Source organism: Micromonospora sp. NPDC005710 (genome assembly GCF_040630995.1).
Classification (GTDB): Bacteria; Actinomycetota; Actinomycetes; order Mycobacteriales; family Micromonosporaceae; genus Micromonospora.
Map to the genome: position 1 here is coordinate 79,154 of NZ_JBEXYP010000022.1, position 26,029 is coordinate 105,182.

Genomic DNA, 26,029 nt, shown 5'->3' on the forward strand with positions numbered 1-26,029 from the left:
CGAACAGGGACCGGATGGCCGCAACGGCGAGGTCCCTCCCCCGTCACATTGCCGGGAGAGGGACCTCGTCAAACAACTGGCCGGTCAGGCGCTCAGGGGCGCGTCCGCCGACGGGCGCCACCGCGACGCGACCGACGACGGCCGCCACCACCCTCGGTGGTTTCCTCGTCGCCCTCTGCGTCAGCGAGCGCGTCCGGGTCGTCCGCCGCCGCCAACCGGGCCGACTCACCCTGCTGAGCGTCGGAGATCGCCGGCGCGGCGGCGGTGTCCGACTCGTAGCGGGACAGGTCGTAACCCATCGTGTCCTGGTAGTCGGCGTTCGGTTCGGTGACCGTGTCGGTGTCGGTGTCGACGACCTCCACGACGGCCCGCTCGGCCGGGGCGCTCTTGCGGGCCCGGCGGCGGGACGGGGTGGCAGCCTGCTCGGCGGCCGGGGCGGGAGCGACCGCCGAGGCGACCGCCTTGACCTTCTCCCCCGCACCGGCGGGGCGTGGCTTCTCCGGCACCGGCTCGGTGTGGATGACGACACCCCGGCCCTTGCAGCACTCGCAGGTCTCGCTGAACGCCTCCAGCAGACCCGCGCCGATCCGCTTACGGGTCATCTGCACCAGGCCGAGCGAGGTGATCTCGGTGACCTGGTGCTTGGTGCGGTCCCGTCCCAGGCACTCGGTGAGCCGGCGCAGCACCAGCTCACGGTTCGACTCCAGCACCATGTCGATGAAGTCGATCACCACGATGCCGCCGATGTCCCGCAGCCGGAGCTGACGGACGATCTCCTCCGCCGCCTCCAGGTTGTTGCGGGTGACGGTCTCCTCCAGGTTGCCCCCGGAGCCGGTGTACTTACCGGTGTTGACGTCGACGACAGTCATCGCCTCGGTGCGGTCGATCACCAGCGAGCCGCCGGAGGGCAGGAAGACCTTGCGGTCCAGACCCTTGATGATCTGCTCGTCGATCCGGTACTCGGCGAAGACGTCGCTCGTGCCGACGTGCCGGCGCACCCGGTCGACCAGGTCCGGCGAGACGTGCGACAGGTACGAATCGACGATGTCGTACGACTGCTCGCCCTCGATCACCAACTCGCGGAAGTCCTCGTTGAAGAGGTCCCGGACCACCCGGATGACCAGGTCGGGCTCCCCGTAGAGCAGCGCCGGAGAGCCACCCTCGGCGGCCTTGGCCTGGATGTCCTCCCACTGCGCCTGGAGCCGCTTGACGTCGCGGGCCAGCTCGTCCTCGGTGGCGCCCTCGGCGGCCGTCCGGACGATCACGCCCGCGCCGTCCGGCACCAGCTTCTTGAGCACGTCCCGCAGCCGCTTGCGCTCGTTGTCCGGCAGCTTGCGGCTGATCCCGGACGCGTTGCCGTTGGGCACGTAGACCAGGTGCCGGCCGGAGAGCGCGATGTGGCTGGTCAGCCGGGCGCCCTTGTGCCCGATCGGGTCCTTGGTGACCTGGACCAGCACCGAGTCGCCGGAGCGCAGCGCCTGCTCGATCGAGCGGGCCCGCCCCTCCAGGCCGGACATGTCCCAGTTGACCTCACCGGCGTACAGCACCGCGTTGCGGCCCCGGCCGACGTCGACGAACGCGGCCTCCATGCTCGGCAGCACGTTCTGCACCTTGCCGAGGTACACGTTGCCGGCCATCGTGCCGGAGGAGTTGCGGGTGACATAGTGCTCGACCAGCACCCCGTCCTCCAGGACGGCGATCTGGGTGCGGTCACCGCGCTGGCGGACCGCCATCACCCGGTCGACGGCCTCGCGGCGCGCCAGGAACTCCGACTCGCTGAGGATCGGCGGGCGGGTACGACGCTGCTCCCGACCGTCCCGGCGGCGCTGGCGCTTGGCCTCGAGCCGGGTCGAGCCGGACACACCCTGCACCTCGTCGACGGTCCGGCGGGGCTCGCGGATCTTCACCACCGTCGGCACGCCGTCGTCGGCCGCGCCCTCGGTGTCACCGGCGCCACGACGGCGGCGACGACGGCGACGACGGGTCAGCCCGTCCCCACCCTCGGACTCCTCGTCCTCGTCGCCCTCGGCTTCGACCTCGGCGGTCTCTTCGTCATCCGCCTGCGCCGCCTCCTCGGACTCGTCGTCCTCGCCGTCGTCGGCACCGCCCTTGCCGCGGCCCCGGCCCCGGCGACCACGCCGACGGCGGCGGCGCGCGGCGGCACTGTCCTCGTCGTCCTCGTCCGCCTCGGTGGCCTCGTCGGCCTCGTCGATCGGCTCCTCTTCGGCCTCGATCGCCTCGATCGGCTCCACCGGCTCGACCTCTCGGCGACCACGCCGACGGCGGCGAGTCGGCTCGGCGGCCTCCTCGCTGACCAGCTCCTCAGCCACCGGAGCGGGCTCCACCGGCCGGGTCACCGGCACGGCGTCCGGCTGCGGTGCCATGAACAGCACCGTGGGCGCGGAGAGCGCAGCCCGCCGACGGCGGGTACGCGGCTGCTCCGGCTCGATCTCGGCCGGCTCGTTCGGCTCATCCGTCACACCGGGCACGGCCACCCCGGGCGGCACCTCGCCGGAGCGGTCCTCCGCGCCACTGGTCCAGGGCAGTTCGGCGGCGGGCGCGGTCGGGAGGGTCTCGTCGCCCGTCAACTCGGCCTCGGCCTCGCGCAGGTCGGACTCCGCCGGCTCCTCGGTGCCGACCGGCTCCTCGACGGCGGGCACCTCGTCGGCGGCGACCGGCTGCTCAGCGGCGGCCGGCTCCTCGACGGCCGCCGGCGTGGCCTTCTTGCGCCGGGTACGGGTGACCTTGACCGGCGGCACCACCTCGGCCGATGCCGTCTCAGCGGCAGCGGCGACCAGCGGCTCGTCAGCTGTCGTCTCGACGGGGGTGGCCTTGCGGCGACGACGAGGGGTCTTGGGTGCGACGTCCAGGTCACCGGAGACCGGGGCGAAGACCTCCGCCTGCGGCGACTCGACGTTGCCGGCCCCGCCGGTGGGCGCCTCGACCGGAGCGTCGGTCTGCTCCGGCTGGTTCAGCGGGGCGGCCCGGCGGCGGGTCGCCCGGGTGCGCCGGACCGGCGCAGCCGGCTCGGCATCACCGGGAACGCTCTCCGCGCCGGTCGGTTCCACCGGGGCCGAACCGACCGCGGTGGCGGGCGGCGCGACGGCGGCGTCGGCCGTGGTGCTCTGGTCGGCGGTCTCGCCGGCCGGCTGTGAACCGGTCCGTTCGCCGCCCTCGGGCTCGTTCTCGAGCATGGACGTTCTCCAGTTCTGGCTAGCCCGGGCGCGGGTGAGCGCTGCCACGCAGGGTCGCCGCAAAAGTGTTTCCGCCGGGCGCGCGTGGTGCGCGACCGCCGAAGTCTGCCTGCCAGAACACCGACCGTCGGTCAGTGCCCAACGATGGCTGCCCCGTCGCGGTCCGCATCCAACGGATCCACGATCGCACCCTGCGCGGTCAACGTGCCCTGAGCCAGCCGGGTCACCCTCGGCGAGACCGGCGGCTCCAGGTCGGCCACCACGCGGAGGCCGGAAAGGACGTCATCGGGCCGTACGGACGGGGTGACCTGCCGCACGACCAGTTCGAGTATCGCACACGGTACGGCCGGCACCCCGGAAGGCGTCGGCGTCGGTAGCTGGACATCGATAGATATCACTGCCGCGCGGGCGTCGAAGGTGCGTCGCCCCTGCTTGGTCATCCGCTCGACGAGCACCTCCTCGGCCGCGACGAAGGCGTCCACGGCGGTGCGTAGCACCGCGGAGTCGACCTCCGGCAACTCGATGTACCAGTGCGACGCCTCGATCCGGTCCGGCAGGTTGCCGCCCTGGGCGATCACGGCCTCCAAAACGTCCAGCCCCGGTGAGAGCGCGGCGTCCAACGCGGCGCGCAGCGCCTCCGGGTCGACCTCGGCCTGAAGGGCGATCTCCAGGTACTCCGCCTCGCTCGCCACCCCGGTGGGCGCGGCGCTGGCGTAGGAGATCTTCGGATGCGGGTGGAAACCCTGCGAGAACGCGACCGGCACGGCGGCCCGGCGTAGCGCACGCTCGAACGCCCGGGCGAAGTCCCGGTGCGAGGTGAAGCGCAGCGGCCCGCGCTTGGCGTACCGGATGCGGACGCGCTGGACGACCGGTGCCTGGCCGCCCTCGGGTTGAGGTTTTCTGGCGATCGTGGGCTCCTCGGGTGTACCTGCGTGTCCGCCCATCCTGGCGCAGGGCTCGTGACGGTACGCAGCCGGGGCGACCGAATGGCCCCGGCAGACGTGGGCAAAACGGTCGGCCGGGTCGAGAGCCCCGGCCGGAAAAGCCCGATGGCCGGCCGGTGACCCGAAAGGGTCACCAGCCGGCCACCACGATCAGGACCTGTTACCGCTCCTGCGGCGGGGCAGGCGGCGGCCCGTCCGGCGGCCGGTAACCGGGGGGCGGCCCGCCCGGAGGGCCGTAGCCGGGGGCGGGGGCGTAACCGGGAGGCGGGGCGTAACCGGAAGAGGGGCCGTAGCCGGAGGGCGGTCCCTGACCGGGGGTTGAGGCGTACCCGGGGGGTGGGGCGTACCCCGGGGGCTGCGGATAGCCGGGCGGCGGGGCGTAACCAGCGCCCGGCGACGGGTAGGCGCCGGACAGGGCCTGGTCCAGCGCCTCGTCCGGGATGTCGGCGGCCCGGGCCGCCTCGCGCCGGTACCGTCGACGGTTCCAGATGAGGAACACCACCAGAGCCAGCAGCAGCACCAGCACCACTGCGATGCCGATGCCCACGACCATCACCTGCTGGTCGGTGGGGCCACCGCGATCGCCGTGCTGGGTGACGTCGAACTCCTCGTCCTCGCCCGCGCCCGCGGCGCGGGTGGGGACCGGGTCAACCGGCGCCGCGGCCGGCCCGAGGAGCGGGTTGGCGGTGACCGGTGGCACGTTCGCGGTCAGCGCCCTGACCGGGTCGATCACCCCGAAGCCGTACTGCGGATCCCGTCCGGGAGGGCCGGCGTCCCGGGTGGTCCGGATGATCCGGTTGATCACGCTCGGAGCGTTGAGGTCCGGATACTTCGACCGGATCAGCGCGGCGAGTCCGGAGACGATCGCACTGGCGTCGGAGGTGCCGTCTCCCCAGCCGTAGCCCGCCTCGTTGGTGATGTTGTAGACACTGTCGCCCGGAGCGGCGACCACCGCCTCCGGCCCTCGGACGGAGCCGGACCAGAACCTGCCACCCTTGGTCGTGCCGGTCACCGCGATCACACCGGGCGTGTTGGCCGGGCTTCCCACGGCGACCTGACCGTCGGCGGTGTTGCCGGCGGAGGCGACCACGACGACGTCGCGGTCCAACGCGTACTTGATCGCGCTCGCTTCCTCGGAACTGGCCCGGCCGCCGGCGCCCTGGGAAACGTTCACCACTGTGGCACCGCCGTCGACGGCCATCCGGATGCCACGGGCCAGCACACCCTCGGTGCTCGTCTTACCGCCCGCGCGCAACTTGATGGGCAGGATCTTCGCACCCGGGGCGATACCGTCCACGCCGTCGCGGCCACCGCTCTTCGCCGCGATGATGCCGGCCATGTGTGTGCCGTGCCCGTTCTCGTCGGCCCGGCCGTCTCCGGAGGCGCCGTAACTGCGACCACCCGGCAGCACCTGACCCCGAAGGTCCGGGTGGCTGGCCTCGACGCCGCTGTCGACCACGCCGACGACCACGCCGCGCCCGGTGGCGATCTCGTGAGCCTGGTCGATCCGGAGCTCGTCCAGATACCACTGCTCGGCACGTCGGGGCGCAGCGGCCGCCGGTTGGGCGGCCCCGACCACCAGGAACCCCGTCAGCAGGCAGGCGACCACCGGCCGGAGGCTTCCGACGTTCACCCTCATCCGTCCGTCCTCATCGAAGGATGCCCGGGGACGCACCGTCACCGGGGCCCCACGGATCGTCGTCCTCAGTCAACCACGACGAGTGCTCGGAGCCGGTTCCCCCGCCGTGTCCGGCGCCACCCGCGCCGCCCGCGCCGCCCGCGAGGCCGCCGCCCATCACGCCGGCGCCACCCGCGCCCCGCGCGCCGCCTGCCATCCCGGCACCACCGGCACCAGCGGCGGTGCGCAACGCGTTCGCGGCGCTCGTCATCGGCGGCAGCTTGCCGTTTCCGCCGCCGACCATGCCGGGGATGCCGCCCACGCCGATCCCGGCACCGCCGCCGACGCCACCGCCGGCACCGATCCCGCCGGCCGAGCCCACCCCGGCGCCACCGCCGAAGCCGCCACCGGCACCACCGAGGCCGGCGCTGCCGACCCCACCGCCGCCGATGCCACCACCCAGGCCACCGACGCCGCTCGGGCTGGCACCGGCCAGACCGCTGCTGTAGCCGGCGTCGCTGCCCGGGTAGGTGGAGCCGGTCGACGGGGACGTCAGCTGACCGGTGCCGCCGGAGAGCGAGCCATCACCGATCCCGCCGGGCTTGGTCGGGGAGAACGGGTCGACGGTGGACGTCGGACCGCCCGTGTCGCCGATGCCCGGCGGCCTGCTACCGATCGTGGGGCCGCCCCCGCCGATTTCGGGCTTGCCGCCGAACTCGCCACCAGCGATGTCGGGGCGCCCGGTCGGTGGGACGCTGGTGTCGCGGCGGAGGTTGCTCTGATCGAAAGGCTTTACCGGTCCGTCTTCGATATTCGGCGGGACGACTGTCAGCTTGGGACGCTCGGTGTAGACCGCCTGGGGCAGCGGCGCCATCGCGGTGTTCGCGGCCTCCTGGTTGTCCCGGTACCAGTTGTCCAGGTGGGCCCCGGTGTCCCACCAGCCGCCCCGCTTCTGGTCACCGGCCTGACCGTCGACCTTCATGGTCGCCTCCAGGTCGTCGGCCTTGTCACGGAACGCGCCGTCGGCGTACGAGCCGGGGTTGCTCTGGTAGTCCTTGCGTAGGGCCGCGAGGAAACCCGACGAACTCTCGCCGTCGCGGGCATCGTCCAGCTCGGTGCCGTTGGGCAGGCTCCACTCGTTCCAGCCGAAGTCGTCCATCAGCGGGATCGGGATCGTGGAGACCGACTTGCGGATGTCACCCTCGATCCGCGTCAACGCGCCACTGACGTTCGTCGCGTCGGTGATCAGATCCTCGATCTGCTTGCCGATCTTGCCCAGGTGCTCGCGGTACGCGTCACCGCCGCTGCCCTTCCACCCGGCGAGCATGCCGGGCAGGCCGCCGACGTGCGGGCGTTCCTGGCCCGTGGCGATCGGGCCGACGAACGACCGACCGACGAGCGCGTCCCGCAGTTGTTGTAGGCCGCTGGACAGATTGCTCCAGCCCGCGCCGACCGATCCGACAGTTTCCGGGTCCGCGGAGAGCGTCACCTCGCGGACACACCGCTCCCAGGTTCCTCCAGCCATGACGTCCCCCTCAGGCCGTGTACGGGTAGGTGGGTGCGCCGCCGGCAGTGGGTGGCGGCGCCGCCGTCTCCAGTAGCCGCTCGATGTCCTTGCCGTTGGCGCTGTTGCGCGCCTCGGTGTCGCGGAACGCCTTGGCGATCTGCTCGGTGCCCTCCTTCAGCGCGGTGAGCCGCTGGGAGAGCGTCGTGAGGTGCGCTTCCATGTTCGCCGTTGACGTCTCCAGGGCCCGCCACTGCATGACGGCGTCCTCGTACGCGCCGAACGGCGTGCCGTTCGGGACGGTCTGGGCGTTGTTGCTGTCGCCCTTCATCCGCGTCTTGATGCGTTCCATCTCGTACTTGATGGTGTCGTCGATGTACTGCCTGAGCCGCTCGACGTACGTGGCGGCGGCGTCCAGGTCTTCGACGCTGACGTGCAGATCGCCGATGCTCGGCGGCGGGATGCTCCCCATGCGATTTCTCCCCCGTCCCCGACCCGCCGGGTCGGTCCATGTCAGACGCAGCGTATCGAGTCTGACCCAGTCCGGGCAGCCCCAGCCACCGGCGCGTGGTACAGATGCCCGCCGATCCCGCTGACGGTTCGGTGGCAGGCCACCGGGCGGCCCAGCCCGCACAACGCCGAACGGGCCCGCGAGACGCGGACCCGTCGGGTGACGTGTCGGATGTGGAGGGTGGTGGGTCACCGCCGGCCGGCGATGCCCCACGGCGGCCCGGTCACTGGTGCGAGTGGCCGGACGGGACCTTCATGCCGTTGCCGGCCAGCGGGGTGAGCGGCAGCAGCTTCTTGCCGGTGGGGCCGATCTGGATCTCGGTGTCCATCGACGGGCACACGCCGCAGTCGAAGCAGGGCGTCCACCGGCAGTCGTCCTGCTCGAACTCGCTGAACGAGTCCTGCCAGTCCTGCCAGAGCCAGTCCTTGTCGAGGCCCGAGTCGAGGTGGTCCCACGGCAGGACCTCCAGCTCGTCGCGCTGACGGGTGGTGTACCAGTCGAGGTCCACCCCGTACGCGGGCAGCGCCTCGGCTGCGGCGTCCACCCAGCGCTGGTACGAGAAGTGCTCGCTCCAGCCGTCGAACCGGCCGCCGTTCTCCCAGACCTTGCGGATCACCGAACCGACCCGCCGGTCACCCCTGGAGAGCAGCCCTTCGATCAGCGACGGCTCGCCGTCGTGGTAGCGGTAGCCGATGGCCCGGCCCAGCGACCGGTCGGCGTTGATGGCCTGCTTGAGGATCTTGAGCCGGTGGTCGATGACCTCCGGACGGTCCATCGCGGCCCACTGGAACGGTGTGTGCGGCTTCGGCACGAACCCACCGATGGAGACCGTGCAGCGGATGTCCTTGGAGCCGGTCGCGGCCCGGCCGGCCCGGATCACCTCGTGGGCCATCTCCGCGATCTCGAGGACGTCCTCGTCGGTCTCGGTGGGCAGGCCGCACATGAAGTAGAGCTTCACCTGCCGCCAGCCGTTCGTGTACGCGGTGACGACGGTGCGGATCAGGTCTTCCTTCGACACCATCTTGTTGATGACCTTGCGGATCCGCTCCGACCCGCCCTCGGGGGCGAAGGTCAGGCCGGTCCGCCGCCCGTTGCGGGACAGCTCCTGCGCGAGGTCGATGTTGAAGGCGTCCACCCGGGTCGACGGCAGCGACAGCGACACGTTGGTGCCCTCGTACTGCTGGGCGAGGCCCGAGCACATGTCGCCGATCTCGGAGTGGTCGGCCGAGGAGAGCGACAGCAGACCGACCTCGGAGAAGCCGGAGAACTCCAGGCCCTCGCGGACCATCTGCCCGACAGTGGTGATCGAGCGCTCCCGCACCGGCCGGGTGATCATCCCTGCCTGGCAGAACCGGCAGCCCCTGGTGCAACCCCGGAAGATCTCCACCGCATACCGCTCGTGCACCGTCTCGGCCAGCGGAACGAGGGGCTTCTTCGGGTACGGCCAGGCGTCCAGGTCCATCGTCGTGCGCTTGTGCACCCGGAACGGCACGTCCGCCCGGTTCGGCACGACCCGCTGGATCCGGCCGTCCGGCAGGTAGTCGACGTCGTAGAAACGCGGGACGTAGACGCTCTCGGTGCGGGCCAGCCGCAGCAGCAGCTCGTCGCGACCGCCCGGCGACCCCTCGGCCTTCCACTCCCGGACGATCGCGGTGATCTCCAGGACCGCCTCCTCGCCGTCGCCGAGCACCGCGGCGTCGATGAAGTCGGCGATCGGCTCCGGGTTGAACGCGGCGTGCCCACCGGCCACGATCACCGGGTCGGCGTCGGTGCGGTCGGCGGCAAGCATCGGGATGCCGGCCAGGTCGATCGCGGTGAGCATGTTCGTGTAGCCCAGCTCGGTGGAGAAGGAGATGCCGAACACGTCGAACCCGCGCACCGCCCGGTGCGCGTCGACGGTGAACTGCGGCACGCCGTGCGTGCGCATCAGCGTCTCCAGGTCCGGCCAGACCGCGTACGTCCGCTCGGCGAGGGTGTCGGGCAGTTCGTTGAGCACCTCGTAGAGGATCTGGACGCCCTGGTTGGGCAGGCCCACCTCGTACGCGTCGGGATACATCAGCGCCCAGCGCACAGTGGTGGTGTCCCAGTCCTTCGTCACCGCACCCAACTCGCCCCCGACGTACTGGATGGGCTTGGAGACCTGGGGCAGCAGCGGCTCGAGCTGGGACCACACGGAATTGGTCGCGGCGGCGCGCGGCGTCGTGGACGGGGCACTCATGATGCCCAAGGGTACGCGTTCACCCGGCGGCGATTGCGCGCACGCCCGATCGGCGGAGGTGGCGGCGCGGTACTAGCCTCGGATCGGCGCGAGAGGAGATTGCCGCGATGCCGGAGCCCCAGCCGGGAGCACGGCCGGCCGACGGGAGCACCCCGGGCGCGGAGCCGGAGAAGCGGGACCAGCCGGTCGCCGACGAGCCGACCTCCCCACCCGTACTCCCGGACCAGCCGGAACCCCCGGACCAGCCGGAACCCTCGGACCAGCAGGACCACCCGCAACCCTCGGACCAGCCGGAGACCTCGGACCAGCCGGAACCCTCGGACGACCCCGGCCAGCCGGACCAGCCGGAACCCCCTGCCCAGCCCGAACCTGCCGCCACCGCGGAGGTCCCGGCGCCCAGGTGGAGCGGTTCGGCCCCGGTGCCACCGCCGCTGCCCCGCCGACCTGTCTGGGGCGAGTCGGCCGAGCCGACCCCTCCCCCGCCGGTGGCGGTCGGGCCGCCGGAGCACCAGACGCCGGTCGACCCGTGGGCCGGCGTGGACACCGGCGGCTGGGACCTGCCCTCCGCCGAACTGCCCCCGCTACCGCCGACGACGTCGTATCCGACGCCGCCGGCCACCAGGCAGTGGTCCGGGCCGCCCGCACCCCCGGCCAGGTCGGGGGACACCAGGCAGTGGTCCGGACCGCCCGCACCTCCGGCCGGGTCGCACCCGGTGCCGCCGCCGGCCGCACCGCGGGCCGTCGGACCCATGGCGCCGGCCCGCCCCATGTCGCCACCCGCGCCGACAAAGTCCCCGAAGGTGCCGAAGCAACGTCGGGGCCGGCGATCCCCCGCGCCACCACCGCCGCCGCCCGGATGGCAGGCCCCCAACGGGTACGCGCCGTCCCCGGCCCGTCGGCGACGCCGCTGGCCGTGGCTGCTGATGCTGACGCTCGCCTGCTGCTGTGGCTGCCCCGCCTACTACGGGTTCCCGATCTCGGCCCAGTACCCGGCGCGCGCCGCACTGCCCGCCCAGGTGGACGACCTCAGCCTGCGACAGGACACCCGCAGCACGGAGACCGCCGAGCAGTTGGAGAGCGAGGTACGCGCCGAGCACTGGCTGGCCGAGGACACCTTCGCCGGCGTCTACTCCACGACGAGCGGCAAGCGGGTGACGGTCTTCGGCGGCACCGGCTTCCGGCTGAGTCCGGAGTCGGACGCGGAGGCCGAGATCAGCCGGCTCACCAAGCGGTACACGCTGGATGCCCCGGAGACCGTCGACACCGGCGTGCGCGGCAGGCACGAACGATGCGCGGTGGGTAGCGCCGACGGCAGTGACGTGGTGGTCTGCACGTCCGTCGACCACGGCAGCATCGCCACCGGAGTGTTCAACAGGCTTTCCGTCGCCGACAGCGCCAGCCTGCTGGCCACCCTGCGCGCCCAGATCGTCCAGCCCGAACGGAAGTGAGCCGGCCGGGGGTCAGGCGTCGTGGGTCGGGTCCGGGTGGGCGCGCGGCGGGGCGTAGCGGGGCACGTACTCCTGGCCGGTGAGCTTCTGGATCTCGCTCATCACCTCGTCGGTCATCTGCCGCAGCGAGGTCCGGTCGTCCGGGCGGCCGGTGAAGTCCAGCGGCTTGCCGAATCGGATCGTGATCTTGGCGGTGCCCGGTCGGGGCACCCGGGCACCGATCGGCTGCGCCTTGTCCGTACCGATCATGCCGACCGGAATGATCGGCACGCCAGCCGAGATCGCCAGCCGGGCCGCGCCCGTCCGCCCGCGGTAGAGCTTGCCGTCCGGCGAGCGGGTGCCCTCCGGGTAGACCACCACCAGGTCACCGCCCTGAAGCGCCGGGACCGCCGCGTCGAACGCGGACAGCGCCGCCCGGCCACCGGCCCGTTCGACCGGGATGGCGCCCAGGCCGGTGAGGACGAACTTGGAGATCGCACCCTTCACGCCGGTGCCCTTGAAATACTCCGACTTGGCCCAGAACGCCAGGTGCCGGGGCACGACGGTGCCGAGGAACAGCTCGTCGGCCACCGAGAGGTGATTGCCGGCGAAGATCGCGCCACCGGTTTCCGGCACGTGTTCCAGCCCCTCCACGGTCGGGCGGAACGCCAACCGCAGCGTGGGCCCCACCGTGAGCTTGCCGATGGTGTAGAGCAGGGGCACTGGTCCTCCGGCAGATCAGGTGCGAGCAGGCGGTGTCACGGTAGCGGACGCCTCCACACCTCCCCGACGGAGGTGGTGAGGCGCCCGCACCCTGGCGATGATCAGTCAGACCCGGCGGACGACAACGGTTACCCGCTCACCATCGCCGACCTCGCCGGCGAAGCCCTCCGGGCCGTCGACTGCGGAACCGTCCTGACCCTCGACGACGTCCACCGAGTCGGCAAGCACCTCCGCGGAGACGAAGTCGACGTACGCGGCCACCGCCGCGCGTACCTCGTCGGACGCCGACACCGACACCACGATCCGGTCCGAGACGTCAAGGTCGGCGTCCCGGCGGGCCTGCTGCACCACCCGCACCACGTCGCGGGCCAGCCCCTCGGCGGCCAACTCCGGTGTGACGTCGGTGTCCAGCACCACCACTCCCTCACCGCCGGGCAGCGGCGCGGAGTGCTCGGCGTCGGCGGCGACCAGGCGCAGCTCGTACTCGCCCTCGGCGAGGGTGACACCGGCCGCCACCGGGGCGCCGTCGACGAGCTCCCAGTCACCCGCCTTGACCGCCTTGATCACCTGCTGCACCTGCTTGCCGACCCGAGGGCCGAGCGCACGGGGCACCACTGTCAACACCTGCTCGCAGTACGCGGACAGCTCCGCGCTGAACTCCACCGCCTTCACGTTCACCTCGTCGGCGACCAGGTCGGCGAACGGCCGCAGCTGCTCCGCGGCCGGTGAGGCCACGGTCAGCGTGGACAGCGGCAGTCGTACCCGCAGCCCCTTGGCCTTGCGCAGCGACAGCGCCGCCGAGGCGACCGCCCGCACGTTGTCCATCGCGGCGACCAGGTCGTGGTCGGCCGGGAACTCGCTCGCCTCCGGCCAGTCGGTCAGGTGCACCGAACGCTCCCCGGTCAGGCCCCGCCAGATCTCCTCAGCGGTCAGCGGCGCGAGCGGCGCCACCACCCGGCAGAGCGTCTCCAGCACCGTCGACAGGGTGTCGAAGGCGTTGCTGTCACCGGACCAGAACCGGTCCCGGGACCGACGCACGTACCAGTTGGTCAGCGCGTCCAGGTAGGACCGGACGGTGGCGCAGGCGCCGGAGATGTCGTACGCGTCCATCTGGGCGCCGACGGTGGACACCAGCTCGTTCGTCTTCGCCAGCACGTACCTGTCGAGCAGGTGGGTGGAGTCGGTGCGCCGCCGCGCCTGGTACCCGTCGGCGTTCGCGTAGAGCGTGAAGAAATACCACACGTTCCACAGCGGCAGCAGCACCTGCCGGACGGCGTCGCGGATGCCCGGCTCGGTGACCGCCATGTCCCCGCCGCGCAGCACCGGCGAGGACATCAGCATCCACCGCATGGCGTCCGAGCCGTACGCGTCGAAGACGTGGTAGACGTCCGGGTAGTTGCGCAGGCTCTTGGACATCTTGCGCCCGTCCGAGCCGAGCAGGATGCCGTGGCTCAGACAGTTGCGGAACGCCGGCCTGTCGAACAGTGCGGTGGCCAGCACGTGCATCGTGTAGAACCAGCCGCGGGTCTGCCCGATGTACTCGACGATGAAGTCACCCGGGTAGTGGTGCTCGAACCAGTCCGCGTTCTCGAACGGGTAGTGCACCTGGGCGAACGGCATCGACCCGGACTCGAACCAGCAGTCCAGCACCTCCGGCACCCGGCGCATCATCGACTGCCCGGTCGGGTCGTCCGGGTTGGGACGGACCAGGTCGTCCACCGCCGGCCGGTGCAGGTCGGTCAGGCGTACGCCGAAGTCCCGCTCGATGTCGGCGAGCGAACCGTAGACGTCCAGGCGCGGGTAGTTCGGGTCGTCGGACTTCCACGCCGGGATCGGCGAACCCCAGAACCGGTTGCGGCTGATCGACCAGTCCCGGGCGTTGGCGAGCCACTTGCCGAACGAGCCGTCCTTGATGTGGCCGGGCGTCCAGTTGATCTCCTGGTTCAGCTCGACCATCCGGTCCCGGAACTGGGTCACCGCGACGAACCACGACGACACCGCCTTGTAGACGAGCGGGGTGTCGCAACGCCAGCAGTGCGGGTACGAGTGGGTGTAGGTGTCCTGCTTGAGCACCACCCCCCGTTCCTTCAGCTCCCGGATCACCGGCTTGTTGACGTCGAAGACCTGCTCACCCTGGTACGGCGGGACCAGCGCGGTGAACCGGGTGTGGTCGTCCACCGTGACGATGGTGGGGATGCCCGCGGCGTTGCAGACGTTCTGGTCGTCCTCGCCGAACGCCGGGGCCAGGTGCACGATCCCGGTGCCGTCCTCGGTGGTGACGAACTCCGCGCCGAGCACCTGGTAGGCGTTGTCCCCGGCCTGCTCGACGAGGAAATCGAACAGCGGCGTGTAGTGGCGCCCGACCAGGTCCCGGCCGTACACCGTCCCGACCTGCTCGTAGGACTCCAGTTCCTTGGCGTACGCGGCCAGCCGCGCCGCCCCCACCACGAACCGGTCGCCCTCGCGCTCGAGCACCGCGTACTCGATGTCGGGCCCGACGGCGAGCGCCAGGTTCGACGGCAGGGTCCACGGCGTGGTGGTCCAGACGCCCAGCTTGACCGGCCCGCGCACCAGTTCCGGCGCGGACTCGTCGGCGGTCAGCCCGAACCACACCGACAGGGTGGGGTCGTGCCGGTCCCGGTAGACGTCGTCCATCCGGGTCTCGGTGTTCGACAGCGGCGTCTCGCAGCGCCAGCAGTACGCGAGCACCCGGAAACCCTCGTAGATCAGACCCTTGTCGTGCAGGGTCTTGAAGGCCCACATGACGCTTTCCATGTAGTCCAGGTCGAGAGTCTTGTAGTCGTTGGTGAAGTCGACCCAGCGGGCCTGCCGGTTGATGTACCGCTCCCAGTCCTGGGTGAACTCCAGCACCGAGCTGCGGCAGGCGTCGTTGAACCGGGCGACACCCAGGTCGATGATCTCCGCCTTGCTGGTGATGCCGAGCTGCTTCTCGGCCACCACCTCGGCGGGCAGGCCGTGGCAGTCCCAGCCGAAGCGCCGCTCGACATGCCGGCCGCGCATGGTCTGGTAGCGCGGCACCACGTCCTTGACGTAGCCGGTGAAGAGGTGACCGTAGTGCGGCAGGCCGTTGGCGAAGGGCGGGCCGTCGTAGAAGACGTACTCGTTCTTGCCGTCCGTCCCGGCGGGACGGGCCTCGATGCTGGCCTCGAAGGTCTTGTCAGCCGTCCAGTGCTCCAGCACCCGGCGCTCGACCGCGGGCAGGTCCGGGCTCGCCGGCACACCGGCGGCGGTCGGGTCGTGCAACGGATAGGCCATCGGGGGTCGCTCTCCTCATGCAGCTCACGCAACGTGGGACTGCGAGGACGAACCTTCCGGGGTACGCCTGGAACGGCGCTCCCGGGTGGTCCGCGGTACCACCCCGCTTGGCGGTCACTATCGACCGCCCGCTCATTGCCGGCTGTGACGGGCCGCACCCGTCCGGTTCTACTGGGCCGGTCACCCGGCTGTTCTTCCGGAGGCTCACCGGTGATGGCCGGGTCATCGCCTTACGGTGCTCAACGATACTCGACCCGCCCACCGCCCCGCCGCCGAGTTAACGCGCGCGCCGGCACCCTAGGCTCACCGCGTGATCCGGATCGAGTTGGACGAGCCGACGCTGTTCCGCACCCGGATCGCCACCAGCCCGCTCTGGGAGGTGCTGACCAGTCTGTTACTGCTGGGCCGCAATCCGATAGAGGCGCCCTGGCCGTACACCGCGTGGGCGCGGCACGCACGGCGGGTGCTCGACGACGTGCCGGCGACCACGCCGGCCCGGCTGCTGACCGTCGGCCTACCCGCACCGGACTTCCTCAGCCCGATCCCCACGTTGGCCGCGCCGACCCTGGCCGACCAGCTCGCCGAGCTGCGCGCGACGCCGGCTGAGGTGATCGCCGAGCAGATCCCCCACTACTACCACCCGGACGACCTGCCGGAGTGGCTCCGCCCGTTCGTCACGGACCGGCGGGCCGCCCTGCACCGGCTCGCCGACGGCATCGAGGCGTACTGGGACGCGGCGATCGCGCCGTGGTGGCCGGCGATGCAGGCGGCGCTGGACGAAGAGGTGCTGCACCGGGCCCGGGCGCTCGCCGCGTACGGCCCGGACGCGCTGCTGGCCGACCTGCACGAACGGGTGCGCTGGAACAAGCCGGTGCTGACGCTGGTGAAGCCGTCGGAGCAGCAGTTCACGGCGGTGGACCAGCGGCTCCTGCTGATTCCACTGATCTTCTCGCAGGGAGCACTCGTCTGCGCCACCGACCATCCGGAGATCATCGCCGTCTCCTACCAGGCGCGCGGGGCGGTAGTGCTCGCCGAGGGTGGGCCGGTCCCGGCGGCCCGGACCACACCGGCCACGGATCGGCTGGCGGTGCTGGTCGGTCGGGGTCGTGCCCAGGTGCTGCGGGCGCTGACCCGGCCGGCGACCACCGCCGGCCTCGCGGCCACCCTGGGGCTGGCCCCGAGCACCGTCTCGGAGCAGCTCTCCGCGCTGCTCACCGCCGGTGTGGTGCACCGCCGTCGGGTGGGCCGACGGGTGCTGTACGGCCTGGAACCGGCCGGCGTGGCACTGGTGCAGCTCATCGGCGACGAGCCGGCGAGCGCCTCGGCCTGAGCATTCGGCTCGATCCGAATTCGTTTCTCACCCGTCCCGGTCGCTCCTAGCGTACGGGTCACGAACGAGCACGCGATCGAGGCGGTCGGGGGTGCCGCAGGTACCGCAGCCGCACGGGAAGGTGGCGACCCAGCGCCGGGAGGTTCAGGCAGTCCGCGGCGTCAACCTGACGGTTGGCAACGGGGAGCTGTCCGGCCTGCTCGGGCCGAACGGCGCTGGGCACCCTCCAACCGCGGCCCCGACCCGGTTGACCATGAAATTGTCGCCTCCCTCGTCGGCGTGCCGTGGCAACAACTTCAGGACCGACCGGTGAGCGGCGGCCCGGGCGACGCGAACGCGAACGCCGGCCGTCGGTCGGTCGGTCGGCGTGCCGCCCACCCCGGCCACCTCGGCGGCATGAGCGGGATCACAGGCCCGTGTTGTCACGACCCGGCCCGGCCCACCCGTCGTATCGGCGTCGGACCGATCAGGAGGTAGTCATGCAACGGATGAACCCGACCGAGGTCGCACCTCAGGCGTACAAGGCGGTCATGGGGTTGGAGTCGTACGTCCGGACGAACGTCGACCACACAGTGCTGGAGCTGGTGAAGCTGCGCGCGTCGATCATCAACGGGTGCGCGTACTGCGTGGACCTGCACAGCCGGGACGCGCTCGCCGCCGGCGAGTCGAGCCGGCGGCTGTTCGCGGTCGCCACCTGGCGGGAGGCGCCCTTCTTCGACGAACGGGAGCGGGCCGCGCTGGCCCTCACCGACGCGGTCACCCGGCTCGGTGAGCACGGGGTGCCGGACGACGTGTGGGACGACGCCGCGAAGGTCTGGTCGGAGAAGGAACTGGCCGACCTCGTCATCGCGATTGCCACAATCAACGTGTGGAACCGGATCGGGGTGACGTTGCGGCTGGAGCCTCCGGCTCAGGCGTGACCACCGGGGCGGCAGCGGAGGCGGCCGGTGCGCTCGAGGCGCACCGGCCGATGCTGCTCGGGCTCGCGTACCGCCTGCTGGGCAGCCGGCACGACGCGGAGGACATACTCCAGGAGGCGTACCTGCGCTGGCTGGGTGTGGACCGGGCCCTGGTCGACGAGCCGCGCCGGTACCTGTCCCGGGTGGTCACCCGGTTGGCTCTGGACCGGTTGCGCGCCCGCCAGGCGGCCCGCGAGACGTACGTCGGGACCTGGTTGCCCGAGCCGGTGCCGACCGCGCCCTCGCCGTTCGGTCCGCTGGACCGGGTGGAGCTGCGCGACACGCTCTCCACCGCGTTGCTGCACGTCCTGGAGCGGCTCACTCCGCCGGAGCGGGCGGTGTACGTCCTGCACACGGCCTTCGACCTGCCGTACGCCGAGATCGCCGAGATCCTGGACCGGTCCGTCGCCGACTGCCGCCAACTGCACCACCGGGCGACCGCGCGGGTACGCCAGGAGCAGCGCCGGTTCACCGCCAGCCGACCGGAGCGGGAGCGGCTGCTCGACGCGTTTCTCGCCGCCGCCCGCGACGGTGACCTGGCGAGGCTCACCGACCTGGTGGCCGCCGACGCCACCGCGTGGAACGACGGTGGCGGTCGGGTGCGGGCCGCCCTCAACCCGGTCACCGGCGCGGACCGGATCGCCAGGTTCTACGCCGGGGTCTACGGCCCACACCACCTGGTGACAGCGGATCCGGTCGAGCTCAACGGGGAACCCGCGATGCTGATCACCCGCGCGAACGGCAGTCGGTACACGCTCACCATCGCGGCGGCCGACGGTCGGATCACCGGAATCTACGTGGTCGGCAACCCGGACAAGGTGCCGGCGCTCGGCTGAGCCCCGGCGGCATGGAGCGACCCCAAACCGGTAGGCGTCAGCCCAGCTCGGGGAACCAGAGCGCGATCTCGCGCTTGGCGCTGTCCGTCGAGTCGGAGGCGTGCACAAGGTTCTCCCGGTTGGACAGCGACAGGTCACCCCGGATGGTGCCGGCCGCGGCCTTACGGCCGTCGGTGGCGCCGACGAGCCCGCGGACCACGTCGATGACCTGATCGCCGGAGAGCACCAGGGCGACCAGCGGGCCGCCGGTCATGAAGTCCTTCAGCGGCGGGTAGAACGCCTTGTCGACGTGCTCGGCGTAGTGCTCGTCGGCAAGCGCGGCGTCCATCGTCCGGTGCGCCATCGCGTCGATCCGCAGCCCCTTGCGCTCGAAGCGGGAGAGGACCTCGCCGACCAGGCCGCGGCGGACCGCGTCGGGCTTGATCAGAACGAGGCTGCGCTCATCCGGGCTGTTGCTGGACACGCTGGGTTCCTCCTGTACGCACTGAACGCTCGGGGTCGGTACGGTCAGCCTAGCGACCCGGTCCCGGCGCCGGCGCGGCGGCCGGTCTTTCCCCCGGTGGCCGATCCGGCCTAGCCTGGCCCTGACCCCCGGGAGGTCCACTGTGGCGAATGGCGGGAACCGACCCATCGCGCCGGTACGCAAGCTGATCGGCACGGTGCTGGGCACCGTGGCCACGTTCGTCGTCCTGTTCGGGCTGGGTATGACCAGTTGGGCCATCGTGGCTCTCGGGGTCGCCCTGCTGGTGCTGGCGATCGCGCTGGCGACCGTGCGCGGCGGCGGTCGCACGTGGGTCGTCGGTGTCGGGCACGTGCACAGCGCCTCCGAACCACCCACCCAGTACGCGTTCGGCCGCTGCGAACTGCAACTGGTGATCGATGCCCCTGGTCTGCCCCCACGATCCAAGAAGATCATCGAGCCGAGGGTGCCGGTCTCCAAGTGGCCGTCGCTGGGCCAGACCCTGCCGATCCGGGTCGCGTTGGACGACCAGCGGCATGTCAAGGTCCTCTGGGACGAGGTGCCGACCCACGCCGAGACCGCCGCCGCCGTCGCCGATCTCCCGCCGGAGTTCGCCGAGGCCGAGGCGATGGACGAGATGCTGCTCCAGCAGGACGCTCCGCCGTGGGCGGACCGCGCGCCCGACGACGACTTCCGGGACGATTTCCGGGACCCGGTCGGTGACCCGTTCCGGGACCCGCTCGGTGATCCCCTACGCGCCGACGTTTCCCGCGACGACCTGCGGCGCGATGACCTGCGAAGGGACGACCTGCGGCGCGACGACCCGGGCGTGGTGCCCGAGGAGCGCGAGCCCGTGGTGATGCACCAGAGCCCCGGTGGCCCGGTCGTGTTGGAGGGCGTTGTCGTCGAGCCGCAGTCCGGTGGGCTGCCCCGACGGGCCACCACCCCGGCGCCGCGCCCGCCCGCCGAGGAGCGGTTCGACGAGCCCGCCGCGGAGCGGTTCGACACCCCGGCTGGGCACGGCACGACCGCCCCGCCCGTCGAGGACCCCGTCGACACGCCCAGCGCGCAGCGCTCCGACCCACTCCGCTCCGATCCACCTCCGGCGCAGCGGTCCGGTCCCGGCGCGGCCGACCCGCTGGACCCACTCGACCTTCCGCTGGACGACCCGGCCCCGGCCGGGGCGGCACGCGCGACAGTGACCGACGAGGAACTGGACCAGGCGATCTTCGGGTTCGAGGCCGGTTCGGCCGCGGACCCGGCCGCGCCGATCAGCGGGGTCGGGCTCACCCTGCTGGTCACCGACCTGCCCCGGTCGCTCGACTTCTACCGAGACGTGCTCGGCTTCAGCGAGGTCGATCAGGGTGCCCACAACGCCGTCCTCGCCTCCGGGACGACCCGGATCGTCCTCCGCGAGGTGACCGGGGCAGCACCCATCAGCCGTCGGCTCGTACACGTCAACCTCGAGGTGACCGACATCGAGGCGGCGTACGAGCGGTTGCGCGGCTCGGGCGTCCGCTTCACGTACGCGCCCCGGGTGGTCAACCGGGGCACCAAGCTGGAGGTGTGGGCGGCAGCCTTCCGCGACCCGGACGGCCACGGCGTCGCGCTCACCCAGTGGCGCGAACGCGCCGACGCCTGACCCCGGACCGGCCCGCCGCCGGACGCCGCCGGCCAGGAGCGGCGTCAGCCGAGGATGACCCGGCGAACGTGCAACGCGTACGCCCAGACCAGGGCGAAGATGATGCCCAGCCCGAGCAGCGACCAGTGCAGCAGACCGCCCAGCAACAGCAGACCCTGGAGCACGGTGCCGGCGTTCCAGGCCCAATGGCGGCGCATCATGCCGGCGAGCACCACGGCGGCCACCGCGAGTGCCACCACCGCACCGATCGCGGCGCCGCCGAGGTCACCGCCGACGACCCGGATCGGCTGGATCGCCAGCAGGAGCACGAGCGCCTCCAGGCCGAGCGTTCCGGCGCCGAGACCGCGTACCGCCCGCTCCGGGTTGCGCAACCCGGAGCGCCGCGGCTGCCCGGCCGTGGGATCCTCCCCCACCGGGGCCTCTCCCACCGCACGCGTCGCGTCCTCGGTGGGGTGTGGCTCCCGCTCCGGGCTGGTCATCGCTTCAGCAGCCGGCGCGCGTCGGCGACGGTCACCACTGACCCCGTTACCAGCACGCCGACCCCACTCAGCTCGCCCGGGACGTCCTCCTCGGCCATCGCCACCGCCAGCTCGATGGCGTCCGGCATCTCCTCGGCCGAAGCCACCCGCTCCTCGCCGAAGATCTCGCCGGCCAGCGCGGCGAGTTCCTCGGTCGGCATCGCCCGTGGCGAGCTGTTGCGGGTGACCACCACCTGGTCGACCACCGGCTCCAGCAGCTCCAGCAGCGCCTCCGCGTCCTTGTCGGCCAGTACGCCGATCAAGGCCACCAGCTTGCTGAACGCGAACTCCTCCTGGAGGGCGGTGACGGTGGCCTTCATGCCGTGCGGGTTGTGCGCACCGTCCAGCAGGATCGTCGGAGCGTTACGGACCCGCTCCAACCGACCCGGGGAGCTGGTCGAGGCGAAGCCCTCCCGAACCGCCTCGATGTCCAGCTGACGTCGGGCCCCCGCACCGAGGAACGCCTCCACGGCGGCGAGCGCCACCGCCGCGTTCTGCGCCTGGTGGGCACCGTGCAGCGGGACGAACACGTCGTCGTACACGCCACCCAGCCCTTGGATGGTGAGCACCTGACCGCCGACCGCGACGGCCCGCCGCTGCACGCCGAACTCGCCGCCCTCCCGGGCGATGGTGGCCCCGACCTCGGCGCAGCGTTCGAGCAGCGGTCGCGCGGCCTCCTCCTCCTGGGCCGCCGCGATCACGGTGGCCCCCGGGTGGATGATGCCGGCCTTGGCCAGCGCGATGTCCTGGATCGTGTCGCCGAGCCACTCGGTGTGGTCCAGCCCGATCGGTGTGATCACACAGACCCCGGCCTGGAGGACGTTCGTGGCGTCCTCGGCGCCGCCGAGGCCGACCTCGACCACAGCGATGTCGACGGGCGCGTCGGCGAAGGTGGCGAACGCCAGCGCGGTCGTCATGTCGAAATACGTCAACGGCTCGTCCGACCGCGCGTCGACCAGGTCGGCGAGCGGTTTGATCTCGCGGTACACCGACGTGAACCGCTCCTCGCTCACCGGCTCCCCGTCCAGGCTGATCCGCTCCCGGACGGTCTCCAGGTGCGGGCTGGTGTACCGGCCGGTGTGCAGCCCGTGCGCCCGCAGCAGCGAGTCGATCATCCGCGCGGTGGAGGTCTTGCCGTTGGTGCCGGTCAGGTGGATCGCGGGGTACGCCCGCTGTGGGCTGCCGAGCAGGTCGAGCAGCGACTCGATCCGGTCCAGCTCGAAGACCATGCGGGTGAAACCGCGGGCGTTCAGCTCGGCTTCTACGGCGGCGAAATCGGTACGGTCGGTCACGAGGGCAGTGTCTCCAGAGCAGCGTCGATCCGGACCAGGTCGGCCTCGGCGGTGGCGAGCCGGTCGCGGATCTTCGCGACCACCGGCTCGGGGGCCTTGCCGATGAAGGCAGGGTTGTCGAGCTTCGCCCGAGCCTGCGCGACCTCCTTCTCGGCAGCCGTGCGGTCCTTCGTCAACCGGGCCCGCTCGGCGGCCACGTCGATCGACCCCCGGGTGTCCAACGCGACACCGACCGCGCCGGGCATGGCCAGCGTCGCGCTGGCCTGGAAGTCGTCGCCGGCCGGGTCCAGCCGGACCAACGAACGGATCAGCGGCTCGTGGGCTGCGATACCCGCGCCGGACAGCCCGTCCAGGCGGGCAGCCACCCGCTGCGTCGGGCGCAGCCCCTGGTCGGAACGGAACCGGCGGATCTCGGTGACGACCCGCTGCACGCCCACCAGCTCGGCCTCGGCGGCGTCGTCGACGAGCGACCGGTCGGCCACCGGCCAGGCGGCGGCCTGCACCGTCTCGCCGCCGGTCAGCGCGAGCCACAACTCCTCGGTGACGAACGGGATGACCGGGTGCAGCAGCCGCATCAGCTGGTCGAGCACGTGCCCGAGCACCCGGCGGCTGGCCTCCGCGCGCTCACCGCCCTCGGCGAGCACCGGCTTGCTCAACTCGACGTACCAGTCGCAGACGTCGTCCCACGCGAAGTGGTAGAGCAGGTCGCAGACCTTGGCGAACTCGTACGCCTCGAACTGCTCGTCGACCTCGGCGGTGACGTGCGCCAACCGGGACAGGATCCACCTGTCGACGGTGGAGAGCTGCTCGACCGGTGGCAGGTCACCAGTGGTGTGCGCGCCGTTCATCAGCGCGAACCGGGTGGCGTTCCAGAGCTTGTTGCAGAAGTTGCGGGAGCCCTGGCACCACTCCTCGCTGACCGGGACGTCCTGGCCGGGGTTCGCGCCCCGCGCCAGGGTGAACCGGGTGGCGTCGGCGCCGTACCTGTCGATCCAGTCCAGCGGGTCGACCACGTTGCCGAACGACTTCGACATCTTCTTGCCGAACTGGTCGCGCACCATGCCGTGCAGAGCGACCACGTCGAAGGGCGGACGGCCGTCCATGGCGTAGAGGCCGAACATCATCATCCGGGCAACCCAGAAGAACAGGATGTCGTACCCGGTGACAAGCACGCTCGTCGGGTAGAACTTCGCCAGGTCCGGGGTCTGCTCGGGCCAGCCCAGTGTGGAGAACGGCCACAGGCCGCTGGAGAACCAGGTGTCCAGGACGTCCTCGTCCTGGTGCCAGCCCTCGCCGGTCGGCGGAGCCTCGTCGGGGCCGACGCAGACGATCTCACCCGCCGGGCCGTACCAGACCGGGATGCGGTGCCCCCACCAGAGCTGGCGGGAGATGCACCAGTCGTGCATGTTGTCGACCCAGGCGAAGTAGCGCTTGGACAGTTCGGCGGGCTCGATGCGGACCCGACCGTCGCGCACCGCGTCTCCCGCGGCCTGGGCCAGCGGAGCGGTGTTGACGAACCACTGCAGCGACAGCCGCGGCTCGACCGTCGTCTTGCAGCGTGAGCAGTGCCCGACAGCGTGCACGTACGGGCGCTTCTCGGCGACGATCAGGCCCTGCTCCCGCAATGCGGCAACGATCGCGGGCCGCGCCTCGAACCGGTCCAACCCCTCGAACGGGCCGGGCACGGTGATCACACCGCGCTCGTCCATCACGGTGAGCGCGGGCAGGTCGTGCCGCTGGCCGATTTCGAAGTCGTTCGGGTCGTGCGCCGGCGTCACCTTGACCATGCCGGTGCCGAAGGAAGGGTCGACGTGCGCGTCGGCGACGATCGGGATCCGGCGGCCGGTCAGCGGCAGCTCGACCTCGGTGCCGATCAGGTGCTGGTAGCGCTCGTCGTCGGGGTGCACCGCCACGGCCGTGTCGCCGAGCATCGTCTCGGCCCGGGTGGTGGCCACCACCACCTCGTCGCTGTACCGGATCGAGATCAGCTCGCCGTCGTCGTCGGTGTGCTCGACCTCGATGTCGGACAGCGCGGTGAGGCAGCGCGGACACCAGTTGATGATCCGGTTGGCCCGGTAGATGAGGCCGTCGTCGAAGAGCTTCTTGAAGATCGTCTGGACGGCGCGGGTCAGCCCCGCGTCCATGGTGAAGCGCTCGCGGTCCCAGTCGACGGAGTCGCCGAGGCGGCGCATCTGGCCGAGGATGGCGCCACCGGACTCGGCCTTCCACTGCCAGACCCGCTCGACGAACTTCTCCCGGCCGAGATCGTGCCGGGACAGACCCTCGGCGGCAAGCTGGCGCTCGACCAGGTTCTGGGTGGCAATGCCGGCGTGGTCCATGCCAGGCAGCCACAGCGCTTCGAAGCCCTGCATCCGCTTCCGCCTGGTCAACGCGTCCATGAGCGTGTGCTCGAACGCGTGGCCCATGTGCAGCGAGCCGGTGACGTTCGGCGGCGGGATGACGATGGTGAAGGGGGGCTTGTCGCTGTCGGCGGAGGCCCGGAAGTGCCCGCCGGCTACCCACTGCTCGTACCGTCGCTGCTCTACCTCGCCGGGCTGGTACTGGCCGGCAAGGGTCGGGGCGTCGGGGCGTCGGGCATCCAGTCTCTCGGTCACCGGACAAGTCTACGGAGGGCTTCCGCAGACCTGACGTGCGCCACCTGCCGTTCGCGTACGGTGTCGGCTATGTCCGACGCACATCTCACCGAGCGGTCGCGCGACGGCGGCCGCGAGCCGGTCGAGCTCACCGAAGAGCCGATCCAGCTGAGCACCCGGGACTCCGGAGGCGACCCCGACGAGCGGCCGGCCGGCTGGTCCCGCCGCCGCAAGATCGGCTGGACGGTCGCACTGGTGGTCGGCCTCGCCGGCGCCGCAGTGCTCGGCGTCGGTGGGTGGCGGGTGTCGCAACAGAAGGACACCGAACTGACCTCACCCGACCGGTTGGCAGGTCTGACCCGCGACGACAGCGAACGGGCGAAGAGCACTGCCGACTACCTCCGCAGCGGCCTGGCGGCGAACATCGAACTGGACCGCAGTTTCGGCACCGTCTACCGCGACCCGGCCGACGAGAAGCGCTCGGTGCTCATCTTCGGGGGCACCACCCTGCTGTGGCAGCCGGAACGGGACCTGGACAGCCTCTTCCGGCTGATGTCCGACGAGACAGGCGCCGTGAACGGTCTGCGCGAGCAGCCCGCGGGTGACCTCGGCGGGGTGCTGAAGTGTGGCAGCACCAGCGGTGAGGGCGGGGACTTCGCTGTCTGCGGCTGGGCCGACCACGGCAGCGTGGTCATGGCGATGTTCCCGGGCCGGTCGGTGAGCGACGCCGGCGGCCTGTTGCGCAACCTCCGCGCCGGCATGCAGACCCGGGACTGACCGGAACCGCGAACCCGCCGACCGCAAGATCGCACCACATCCTGGTTGTAGTGGTGTCACCGCAGCCGTGCGGCCACTACAACAAGGATTGAGCACGACCTAGAAGGCTTCGGGAAACGCAGATAAGGCCACCCCGTTAGGGGTGGCCTTATCTGGAAGATTGTCCGGCGGCGTCCTACTCTCCCACACCCTCACGAGTGCAGTAC

18 protein-coding genes are annotated in these 26,029 nt (G+C 71.6%); 6 read left to right on the forward strand and 12 right to left on the reverse strand.

The window, feature by feature from the left end:
• Nucleotides 1-92: 92 nt before the first annotated feature.
• From ABZ406_RS25400 to ABZ406_RS25425, 6 genes are all read right to left on the reverse strand, one after another.
• Complete coding sequence (locus ABZ406_RS25400; RefSeq protein WP_357766365.1) at nucleotides 93-3,194, reverse strand: Rne/Rng family ribonuclease; 3,102 nt, start codon at nucleotides 3,192-3,194, stop codon at nucleotides 93-95.
• A gap of 131 nt (nucleotides 3,195-3,325) precedes the next feature.
• The gene (locus ABZ406_RS25405) at nucleotides 3,326-4,138 is read right to left on the reverse strand and encodes a TIGR03936 family radical SAM-associated protein (protein WP_357766368.1); all 813 of its coding nucleotides are present in this window, start codon (nucleotides 4,136-4,138) and stop codon (nucleotides 3,326-3,328) included.
• Between the two features lie 160 nt (nucleotides 4,139-4,298).
• On the reverse strand, nucleotides 4,299-5,777 hold the full coding sequence (gene mycP / locus ABZ406_RS25410; protein ID WP_357766371.1) for a type VII secretion-associated serine protease mycosin: 1,479 nt from the start codon (nucleotides 5,775-5,777) through the stop codon (nucleotides 4,299-4,301).
• Nucleotides 5,778-5,787: 10 nt separating this feature from the next.
• Nucleotides 5,788-7,281, reverse strand: coding sequence for a hypothetical protein (locus ABZ406_RS25415; protein ID WP_357766374.1), 1,494 nt, complete (start codon nucleotides 7,279-7,281; stop codon nucleotides 5,788-5,790).
• 10 nt (nucleotides 7,282-7,291) lie between these two features.
• A complete protein-coding gene (locus ABZ406_RS25420; protein WP_357766377.1) occupies nucleotides 7,292-7,732 on the reverse strand; it encodes a hypothetical protein in 441 nt (146 codons plus the stop codon).
• A 262-nt stretch (nucleotides 7,733-7,994) separates the two neighbouring features.
• Nucleotides 7,995-9,989, reverse strand: coding sequence for a TIGR03960 family B12-binding radical SAM protein (locus tag ABZ406_RS25425; RefSeq protein WP_357766380.1), 1,995 nt, complete (start codon nucleotides 9,987-9,989; stop codon nucleotides 7,995-7,997).
• Nucleotides 9,990-10,096: 107 nt separating this feature from the next.
• On the opposite strand from ABZ406_RS25425, the gene ABZ406_RS25430 reads away from it, so the two are divergent.
• The gene (locus ABZ406_RS25430) at nucleotides 10,097-11,437 is read left to right on the forward strand and encodes a hypothetical protein (protein ID WP_357766383.1); all 1,341 of its coding nucleotides are present in this window, start codon (nucleotides 10,097-10,099) and stop codon (nucleotides 11,435-11,437) included.
• Between the two features lie 12 nt (nucleotides 11,438-11,449).
• On the opposite strand, the gene ABZ406_RS25435 is transcribed toward ABZ406_RS25430, so the two are convergent.
• Nucleotides 11,450-12,139 carry a lysophospholipid acyltransferase family protein gene (locus ABZ406_RS25435; protein WP_357766386.1) on the reverse strand — a complete coding sequence of 230 codons (690 nt, stop codon included), beginning with the start codon at nucleotides 12,137-12,139 and terminating at the stop codon, nucleotides 11,450-11,452.
• A 105-nt stretch (nucleotides 12,140-12,244) separates the two neighbouring features.
• On the reverse strand, nucleotides 12,245-15,415 hold the full coding sequence (gene ileS, locus ABZ406_RS25440) for an isoleucine--tRNA ligase (protein ID WP_357766389.1): 3,171 nt from the start codon (nucleotides 15,413-15,415) through the stop codon (nucleotides 12,245-12,247).
• A 310-nt stretch (nucleotides 15,416-15,725) separates the two neighbouring features.
• Between ileS and ABZ406_RS25445 the strand changes: the two genes are divergently transcribed.
• The 3 genes from ABZ406_RS25445 to sigJ all read left to right on the forward strand — a co-directional run bounded on the left by ABZ406_RS25445 (nucleotide 15,726) and on the right by sigJ (nucleotide 18,540).
• Nucleotides 15,726-16,745, forward strand: a complete 1,020-nt coding sequence (locus ABZ406_RS25445) for an ArsR family transcriptional regulator (RefSeq protein WP_357766392.1) — start codon at nucleotides 15,726-15,728, stop codon at nucleotides 16,743-16,745.
• 479 nt (nucleotides 16,746-17,224) lie between these two features.
• Entirely contained in the window at nucleotides 17,225-17,665 is a 441-nt protein-coding gene (locus tag ABZ406_RS25450; RefSeq protein WP_357766395.1) for a carboxymuconolactone decarboxylase family protein, read from the forward strand.
• A complete protein-coding gene (gene sigJ, locus ABZ406_RS25455; RefSeq protein WP_357766398.1) occupies nucleotides 17,662-18,540 on the forward strand; it encodes an RNA polymerase sigma factor SigJ in 879 nt (292 codons plus the stop codon). The genes ABZ406_RS25450 and sigJ overlap by 4 nt, the downstream gene beginning before the upstream one ends.
• 37 nt (nucleotides 18,541-18,577) lie before the next feature.
• On the opposite strand, the gene ndk is transcribed toward sigJ, so the two are convergent.
• Nucleotides 18,578-19,003: a nucleoside-diphosphate kinase gene (gene ndk, locus ABZ406_RS25460; RefSeq protein ID WP_088949743.1), complete on the reverse strand. Its 426-nt coding sequence runs from the start codon at nucleotides 19,001-19,003 to the stop codon at nucleotides 18,578-18,580.
• A gap of 142 nt (nucleotides 19,004-19,145) precedes the next feature.
• Between ndk and ABZ406_RS25465 the strand changes: the two genes are divergently transcribed.
• Complete coding sequence (locus ABZ406_RS25465; protein WP_357766401.1) at nucleotides 19,146-20,642, forward strand: VOC family protein; 1,497 nt, start codon at nucleotides 19,146-19,148, stop codon at nucleotides 20,640-20,642.
• A gap of 44 nt (nucleotides 20,643-20,686) precedes the next feature.
• Here the strand turns inward: ABZ406_RS25465 and ABZ406_RS25470 are convergent, their stop codons facing one another.
• From ABZ406_RS25470 to ABZ406_RS25480, 3 genes are read right to left on the reverse strand one after another with little or no spacing between them, the layout of a single operon-like run.
• Nucleotides 20,687-21,121, reverse strand: coding sequence for a DUF4233 domain-containing protein (locus tag ABZ406_RS25470; protein WP_357766405.1), 435 nt, complete (start codon nucleotides 21,119-21,121; stop codon nucleotides 20,687-20,689).
• Nucleotides 21,118-22,452 (reverse strand): folylpolyglutamate synthase/dihydrofolate synthase family protein, encoded by a 1,335-nt coding sequence (locus ABZ406_RS25475; RefSeq protein WP_357766408.1) that lies wholly within the window; start codon nucleotides 22,450-22,452, stop codon nucleotides 21,118-21,120. Before ABZ406_RS25475 ends, ABZ406_RS25470 begins: the two co-directional genes overlap by 4 nt.
• Nucleotides 22,449-25,067: a valine--tRNA ligase gene (locus ABZ406_RS25480; protein ID WP_357766411.1), complete on the reverse strand. Its 2,619-nt coding sequence runs from the start codon at nucleotides 25,065-25,067 to the stop codon at nucleotides 22,449-22,451. Before ABZ406_RS25480 ends, ABZ406_RS25475 begins: the two co-directional genes overlap by 4 nt.
• Before the next feature lie 69 nt (nucleotides 25,068-25,136).
• Here ABZ406_RS25480 and ABZ406_RS25485 point away from each other — a divergent pair, with 69 nt between their 5' ends.
• On the forward strand, nucleotides 25,137-25,823 hold the full coding sequence (locus tag ABZ406_RS25485) for a hypothetical protein (protein ID WP_357766414.1): 687 nt from the start codon (nucleotides 25,137-25,139) through the stop codon (nucleotides 25,821-25,823).
• Nucleotides 25,824-26,029 lie beyond the last annotated feature (206 nt).